This is a genomic window from Streptomyces himastatinicus ATCC 53653 (assembly GCF_000158915.1).
GTDB lineage: Bacteria > Actinomycetota > Actinomycetes > Streptomycetales > Streptomycetaceae > Streptomyces > Streptomyces himastatinicus.
This window is the reverse complement of record NZ_GG657754.1, coordinates 10,027,066-10,034,606: the sequence shown is the minus strand read 5'-3', so window position 1 is coordinate 10,034,606 and position 7,541 is coordinate 10,027,066. Positions and strand designations below refer to the sequence as shown.

The 7,541-nt window shown below is 74.8% G+C and carries 5 protein-coding genes and 3 pseudogenes; 1 reads left to right on the top strand and 7 read right to left on the bottom strand.

Annotated elements, in window-relative coordinates; all coding sequences use genetic code 11:
* Positions 1 to 180, top strand: a pseudogene (locus SSOG_RS42465) (pyridine nucleotide-disulfide oxidoreductase); the annotation flags it as partial.
* A 7-nt stretch (positions 181 to 187) separates the two neighbouring features.
* On the opposite strand, the gene SSOG_RS42460 reads toward SSOG_RS42465, so the two are convergent.
* The 7 genes and pseudogenes from SSOG_RS42460 to SSOG_RS55205 form a co-directional block, all read right to left on the bottom strand.
* Complete coding sequence (locus SSOG_RS42460; RefSeq protein ID WP_009720501.1) at positions 188 to 1,648, bottom strand: aldehyde dehydrogenase family protein; 1,461 nt, start codon at positions 1,646 to 1,648, stop codon at positions 188 to 190.
* Between the two features lie 102 nt (positions 1,649 to 1,750).
* Positions 1,751 to 3,523, bottom strand: coding sequence for an ABC transporter permease subunit (locus SSOG_RS42455; RefSeq protein WP_009720500.1), 1,773 nt, complete (start codon positions 3,521 to 3,523; stop codon positions 1,751 to 1,753).
* Positions 3,520 to 5,046 carry an ABC transporter substrate-binding protein gene (locus tag SSOG_RS42450; RefSeq protein WP_009720499.1) on the bottom strand — a complete coding sequence of 509 codons (1,527 nt, stop codon included), beginning with the start codon at positions 5,044 to 5,046 and terminating at the stop codon, positions 3,520 to 3,522. Before SSOG_RS42450 ends, SSOG_RS42455 begins: the two co-directional genes overlap by 4 nt.
* Positions 5,047 to 5,139: 93 nt before the next feature.
* Positions 5,140 to 5,608: pseudogene (locus SSOG_RS42445) on the bottom strand (GNAT family N-acetyltransferase).
* 108 nt (positions 5,609 to 5,716) lie between these two features.
* A complete protein-coding gene (locus SSOG_RS42440) occupies positions 5,717 to 6,325 on the bottom strand; it encodes a DJ-1/PfpI family protein (RefSeq protein ID WP_009720497.1) in 609 nt (202 codons plus the stop codon).
* Positions 6,322 to 7,297 (bottom strand): annotated as a pseudogene (locus tag SSOG_RS42435) (GlxA family transcriptional regulator). Before SSOG_RS42435 ends, SSOG_RS42440 begins: the two are co-directional and overlap by 4 nt.
* 32 nt (positions 7,298 to 7,329) lie before the next feature.
* The coding region (locus SSOG_RS55205) for a hypothetical protein (RefSeq protein ID WP_425385449.1) at positions 7,330 to 7,541 on the bottom strand (212 nt) is incomplete at its 5' end.

Below are 7,541 nucleotides of genomic sequence, written 5' to 3'. Positions count from 1 at the left end.
CTGGGCCGCAGGGACGGGCTGATCCAGTTCGTGCGCGCGGACGACGCCCCGCGGGATCTGGTCCTGCGGGGCGCCACCGCCGCCCGCGTCAAGGAGCAGGTGGTGCGCTCGACCCTCCGTGTCCTGCGGCTGGCCGCCCGCCGCCCGGACGCCGTCGGCCACATCCCGGGCATGGGCTGATGGGCGATCAGAACGGGTAGTGGGCGTGCTGGGTGGCCAGGGTGATCCAGCGGGTGTCGGAGAACGCCTCGAGGCCCCAGCGGCCGCCGAACCGCCCGTACCCCGACTGCTTGATGCCGCCGAACGGGGCCTGCGGTTCGTCCGCCACGGACTGGTCGTTGACGTGGACGATTCCGGTGCGGATGCGGCGGGCGACCCGCAGCCCGTGCGTGCCGTTCTCGGTGATGATGCCGCAGGTCAGCCCGTGGTCGGTGGCATTGGCCAGGGCGATGGCCTCATCGTCGGTGGCGAAGGGGGCGACCACGCACACCGGGCCGAACGCCTCGGTGTGGTAGAGGTCCATGTCCTCGGTGACCCCGCTGAGCACCGTGGCCGGGTGGACCGAGCCCTCGGGGTCGCCGCCGCCGGTGAGCACGGTCGCGCCCTTGGCCACCGCGTCCCGTACGAGCGCCGCCACCCGCTGCGCCGCCTCGGGGCGGACCAGCGGACCGACCACGGTCGACGGATCGGCGGGATCGCCGCAGGGCAGGGCGGCGACCTTGGCGGTGAACTTCGCGGTGAACTCCTCGGCGAGGCTCTCGTGGACGAGGATGCGGTCGCCGGACATGCAGATCTGGCCGGAGTTCATGAAGACGCTGAAGGCGGCGGCGTCCACCGCGTAGTCCACATCGGCGTCGTCCAGCACGATGACGGCGTTCTTGCCACCCAACTCCAGGACGGCGGGCTTGAGATGGCGCGCGGCGTGGGTGCCGACGACGCGGCCGACGCCGGTGGATCCGGTGAAGTTCACCATCCGCACCCGCTCGTCGGCGATCAGCGCCTCGGCCACCTCGGCGGCGTCCTCGGGGGCGTTGGTGACGACGTTGAGCACACCGTCGGGCAGTCCGGCGTCGCGCAGGACGTCGGCGACGAAGAGCCCGCAGGCGAGCGGCGCGTCCTCGCTCGGCTTCATCACCACGGTGTTGCCCGCCGCGAGCGGGGCCGCGACCGAGCGGACACCGAGGATGACCGGCGCGTTCCACGGGGCGAAGGCGGCGACGACGCCCATGGGTTCCCGCACGGCGAGCCCCAGCGCCCCGGCCTCCTGGGCGCTGAGCACATCGCCGCGCGGAGCGGTGATGGCGGCGGCGGCCTCGCGCAGGATGTTGGCGGCCAGCGCCACGTTGAAGTGGGCCCAGGGCGCGGTGCCGCCCGCCTCGTGCCGCATGATCTCCGCTGCCTGCGCGGCGCGGGACTCCAGCAGGTCCGCCGCGGTGAGGAAGATCTTCCGGCGGTCGAACGGCGTCACCGCGGCCCAGTCCGGAAAGGCGGCGTCGGCCGCTGCCACCGCGCGCGCCACGTCCTCGGGCCCGCCCGCCGCCACGGTGGCGTACACCTCGCCGGTGTAGGGGTTGAGGTCGTCGGCGGTGCGGCCCGAGGCGGCCGGAGTGTCCTTGCCGCCGATCAGCAGGTCGCGGGTGATGGTCATTCCGGTGTCCTTCGTTGTCGCTTGCCGAACAGCCTGTGCGCGCAGTGAACTTGCGTTCAAGATACGTGTGCGCGCCAGTCTCCGCCGACGTTTCGAGAAGTGTCAATCGACGGCGGCCGAGCGTCGCGGCCACCGCACTCCCCCGGCCGAGGTGACCGCCACCACCCCCAGCAGGGCGAGCGCGGCGGCGGGCGTGAGCACGGCCCAGGGCGCGCGTTCCGCGTAGGGGTGGTTCTCGGCGAGGAGCCTGCCCCACTCGGGGGACGGTGGCTGGGCGCCGAGACCCAGGAAGCCGAGGGAGGCCAGGGCCAGCGCCACGGCGGGCAGCCGCAGCAGCGCGTGGCGCGTGACGGGCGGCAGTACGGCGGGCAGCAGGTGGCGGCGGAACAGATGGCGGCGGCCCGCGCCGAGGGCGCGGGTCGCGGCGAGGTGGGTGGCGGCGCGCTCCTGGTTCAGCAGGGCGGCGGTGTGCGCGGCCAGCGGCGCCCAGGCGACGGCGCCGACGGCGAGCGCGGGTGTGTACGGACCGGCCCCGGCCGTGCCCGCGACCAGCAGCCCGGCGAGCACGGGCGGTACGGCGTTGGCGGTTTCGACGAGCCCCCCGGCCAGCCGGGGCATCAGGCCGAGCAGCAGCCCCACGGCCAGGGCGCAGGCGCTCACCGCGAGGGCGAGGGCGAGGGTGGTGAGCGCGCCGTGTCCCACCCGGGCCAGCAGATCGCGGCCGAGCGCGTCCGTACCGAACGGGTGCTGCCAGGACGGGCCGTCGAGGCGGGCCATGGGGTCGAGGGCCATCGGGTCCCGCAGCGCGCCGAGGGCGACGACGGCCAGCAGGACGGCCCCGTACAGCAGGGGCAGCGCGCGTGCGGGCGGCCCGGACGGCCGGTGGAGGGTGGGCAGTTCGCCGTCGCGCAGGGCGGGGCCGAGCAGCAGCCGGGCCGTGAGCCGGGCGAGGCCACCGGCGGCGGTGGCGAACACGATGAGCACGAGCGTTCCGGTCTGGAGGACCGGCAGGTCCTGGGCGAGGGCGCCCTGGAGGGTGAGCCGTCCGAGCCCGGGGATGTCGAAGACCTGCTCGACAGCGACCGCGCCGCCGGTGAAGCCGACCACGAACAGGCCCAGGTTGGGCAGACTTGAGGGGACGGCGCGGCGCAGCGCCTGCCGGGCGATGCGCCCGGCGGGGATGCCGCGCGCGGCGGCGGCCCGGGCCCAGGGCTCCGCGAAGGCGCCGGGCAGGACGTCGTCCAGGATGCGGCCGAGCGCGGCGCCGACGGGCAGGCCGAGCGCGAGCGCGGGCAGCGGCAGCCAGGGCCATCCGTACCAGCCGACGGCGGGCAGCCAGCCGAGCCGCACCCCGATGACGGCGGCCAGGACGGTGGCGATGAGGAATTCCGGCAGCGCGGCGAGGAGGGCGCCGCCGCTTCCCGCGCCGCGTGGCAGCGGTCGGCGTCGCGCACCGAGCCACAGGGTGCGTGCGCACACCGCACCGGCGGTGGCCACGGCGACCGTCAGCGCCCCGGCCATCAGCAGCAGCGAGCAGCCGAGGGCCTGGGTCACCATGGGGGCCACGGCCGTACCGGAGAGCCAGGACGTCCCGGCGTCGCCGTGGGCGAGCCGGCCGAGCCACTGGCCGAGGAGGTGCAACGGGCCTGCGTCCAGGTCGAGTTCGCGGCGGATGGCATCCAGCACCTCGGGGGTGGGATCGCGGTCGGCCGCGCGCGCCTTGAGCACGGTACGGGCGGGGTCGGTGCGGGACAGCCAGGGCAGCAGGCCGATGCCGCACAGCAGCAGGAGGGCGAGCGCGGCACGCCACAGCGCGCTCAGCGCGGTGGCGCGTCCGTCGGCGGTGGTGGCCGCGGTGCGGCGTATGCCGGTCACCGGTGGGTACCGGGGCCGATGAGGGTGCGCTCGTACGGGTCCAGCTCCACTCCCCGTACGGAGGTGCCGACGCCGTGGAGGATGCGCTGGTGCACCAGGGGTACGACGGCGTCGGTGCGGAGGATGGCGGTCTGGGCGTCGAGCGAGGCGCTGCGCCGCTCGTCGGTGTCGGCGCGGGAGTCGGCCTCGGCCACGGCCCGGTCCACGGCTTTGTCGCACAGCCCGGCCAGGTTGTAGCTGCCGTGGCAGGTGAAGTCGCTGGCGAGGTAGGACACGGGGTCGCCGGTGTCGAGCATGGTGTTGCGCGCGGCGACGACGGCGTCGAACTTGCCCGCGAGCGCGTCGGCCTCCAGCCGGGAGTACTCCCGGACCTCCAGCTTCACCGTGAACCCGGCCTTCTCCAGCTGCTGTTGCGCCACCTGGGCGGCCTCGGGCAGCTCGGGCCGGTTGTCGTAGGTGCCGAGGGTGATCGAGGTGTTCTTGACGCGGGCGGGCGCGGGGCGTCCGGCGGGCGCGGGCTGTTTGCCGGTGGCCCAGGAGAGGGCGGGGCCGAACACGCCCTGACCGGGGTCGGCGTGGCCCTCGTACACGCCCCGCGCGAACACACCGGGTTCGGTGGCCTCGCGGACGGTGGCGCGGACCTCCGGGTCGGCGAAGGGGCCGGAGCGGGTGTTGAGGAAGAGACCGGTGGTCCGGGCGGTGGGCACTTCCCGGAGGGTGGGCTTGTCGAGGGTGGCCGCCTGGGAGACCGGGACGGCCTCGGCGATGTCCGCCTCGCCGGTGCGCAGGGCGTTGGTACGGGCCGTGCCGTCGGCGATGAAGCGGACGTCGATGCCGGAGGCGTGGGCGAGGCCGCCCCAGTAGTCGTCGAAGCGGTTCAGGGTGGCCCGGGTGGCTCCGGCGGACCGGCCGAGTACGAAGGGTCCGGTGGCGGTACCGGTCGGATCGGGGGCGGCCTTCTTCCCGTACGCCTTCGGGGAGCCGTACGCCTTCGGGGACAGGATGGCCAGGCTCGGGCTGGAGAGGGTGAGCGGCAGCGCGGGGTATTCGGCCGCGGTGGTGAGCCGGACCCGCCGTTTCCCCGCGGGCTCGGCGGTGAGCTTGACCCCGGAGAGCGCGGCGGGCAGCGGGTCGGCGTGCGCCGCCCGGTTCAGCGCGCCCGCGACGGCCTTCGGGGTGACGGCGGTGCCGTCCTGGAACTGGGCCTCGCGCAGGGTGAACAGCCAGCCGCGACGGCCCTCCCGGGTCCAGGACTCGGCGAGCGCGGGCGACGCGGAGCCGTTGCCGTCCAGGCGGGTCAGCCCTTCGGTGACGCCGAGCCGGCTGAGCAGGGTGGCGTCGGCGCCGTACGGGGAGAAGCGCTCGGCGGGCGGGAAGGCCATCGCGACCCGCAACCGCCCGCCGCCGCCCACGCCCGAGCCGCCATCCGCGTCGTACGCCGTGCCGTTCGGGGAGGCGAAGCAGCCGGTGAGCAGCGGGACGAGCAGCAGGGCGGCGGCCGTCCGACGGCGGACAGGGGGCATGGGGCACGGTCTCCAGGTGCTGCGCGGAGCGGGAACAGACGGAGCGGGAACAGCGAGACTACATGACAATCATTTCCATCACTCCGAACGAGGTCAGGCCATCGGGACCTCGAAGTGCAGGACCCGGCCGTCCCCCGGCTCCTCCCGCTCGTCGCACACGGCCTTCCCCAGCGACCGCCAGAACGGCTCGGCGCCGGGCACCCCCGGATCGGTGTGCAGATAGACGGCGCGGTATCCCCCGTCGGCCGCGGCGAAGTCGAGCAGCGCGCGCACCAACCGCCGGGCCAGCCCCTGGCGGCGGTACTCCGGCCGTACGTACACCCGGCGCAGCTGGGCGGTCTCCCCCGACGGGTACCGCTCCGCCAGCCACGCGGGGTTGGGCGGATGGGCCGGCCCCCGGGAGTCGAGGGCCGCGGTCCCGGCGACCGTCCCGTCCCGCTCGTCCACCGCGACCAGCAGGTGTGCCGCGGTGACCGCAAATAGGCGCCCGGGATCGATGATGTCGGCGTGCCAGCGCCCGAAGGGGGCCCGTCCCGAAGTCGCGGTAGACGGTGTCGAGCATCACGCCGCGGGCGGCGTCGAGGTCGTCGGCTGTCGCGGTCCTGATGCTGAATTCATGCACCTGCGTAGCGTACGCAATAAGCTCCCGGTGCCATCAACCGGCCGCCCCTCAGCGGTCGGCGACCGGCTCGTCGGCGAGGTAGGGCGGCGCGGGCTCGTACTGGATGTAGCGGCGTACGGCGCGGGCGTGGTCGACGCCGTGCAGACGGCCGACGAGCCACAGCGCCATGTCGATCCCGGCCGAGACGCCCTGACTGGTGACCAGGGGGCCGTCCACGACGTACCGCGCGTCGCGCACGACCGTGATGTCGCCGCGCGCCTCCAACGTGTCCTCGAAGAGATGGTGGGTGGCGACCCTGCGCCCGCGCGCCGGACCCGCCTCGTGCAGGAGCAGCGCCCCGGTGCAGACGCTGGTGGTCCAAGTGGCGGCGGCGGAGGTGCGGCGGACCCAGTCGGTGACCGCCGGGTTGGACACCTCGCGGCGGGTGCCGCTGCCGCCCGGCACCAGCAGGACGTCCAGCGGCGGATGGTCCTCCAGCGTGTGGTCCGGCAGCACCCGCATCCCCTTGTTGCAGCGGACGGCGCCGGGCTGTTCGGCGATGAGTACGGCGGTGTCGGCGTGGTCGCGCAGCATCGAGGAGACGGTGAACACCTCCCAGGGGCCGGTGAAGTCGAGTTCCTCGGCGCCTTCGAAGACCAGCAGCCCGTACGTCGTCATATCTGCTCCTCGGTGGATCGGAATCGGTCCCGGTAGTCGGACGGCGCGACGCCGACGTGCCGGTGGAACGCGCGGCGCAGGGTCTCGGCGGTGCCGAAGCCGTACCGCCGGGCGATGGCCTCCACGGGGTCGTCACCCCCGGCGAGCGCGCGCTGCGCCGCCTCCACGCGCACCCGCTCCACATAGGTCGCGGGCGGGGTGCCGAGTTCGGCGGTGAATCTGCGCTGGAGGTGGCGGGGGCTCAGCCCGGCGCATGCGGCCAGCTCGGCGATGCCGTGCCCGGGCGCCCGGGGGTCGGCGTGGATCGCGGACACCACGGCGCGGAGGGAGTCGGTGGCGGGCTGCGCCGACCACAGCCCCACGCTGAACTGGGACTGGCCGCCCGGACGGCGCAGGAACAGCACCAGTTCGCGGGCGACGGCGTGTGCCACCTCCCGCCCCAGGTCCGCCTCCACCAGGGCGAGCGCGAGATCCATCCCGGCCGTCACCCCGGCCGAGGTCCACACCCGGCCGTCCCGGATGAAGATGGGATCGCGGTCGACCCGCACGCCGGGGTGTTCCCGGGCGAGCTGCTCCGCGCGCGCCCAGTGGGTGGTCACCCGGAGCCCGTCGACGAGCCCGGCGGCGGCCAGCAGGAACACCCCGCTGCACACCGAGGCGACCCGGCGGGCACCGGCAGCGGCGTCGGCGATCCACCCGGTCAGCTCCGGATCGTGACGCGCCCGGTCGACCCCGGTGCCACCCGCCACCACGAGGGTGTCGATGCCACCGGGGTCGAGGTCGGCCACTCCGTGCGCGGCGTGCACCGGCAGTCCGCTGGACGATGCCACGGGCCCCCGGGCGGGGTGCCACGATCTGGCGGCGGTAGCCGCCCGCGAGCTTGTCGGCGTACTGGAACACCTCATGCGGGCCGGTGAGATCGAGGGACTGGAACCCGTCGAAGATCACGAAGGCGATACGTCGCTCGTTCACCTCTTCAGGCTGCGATCCCGCCCGTCATGGCGTCAACGACACATACCCCACACATCGCGCCATGCGGTGCGCAGGGACCACAGGAAACCGGCGCGGCGCGGTGCCGGGGCGGGTGCGGCCGTACGGGGCGACCGGACGGCCCCGGGCGGCGCGCCCGTACGCGGGGTGGTGGACGCGGGGACGGGCGCGGGCGGGTCGACGGGGTGTGCGGAGGCGTCGGGCTGGGCGGGGACGGGGACGGTGG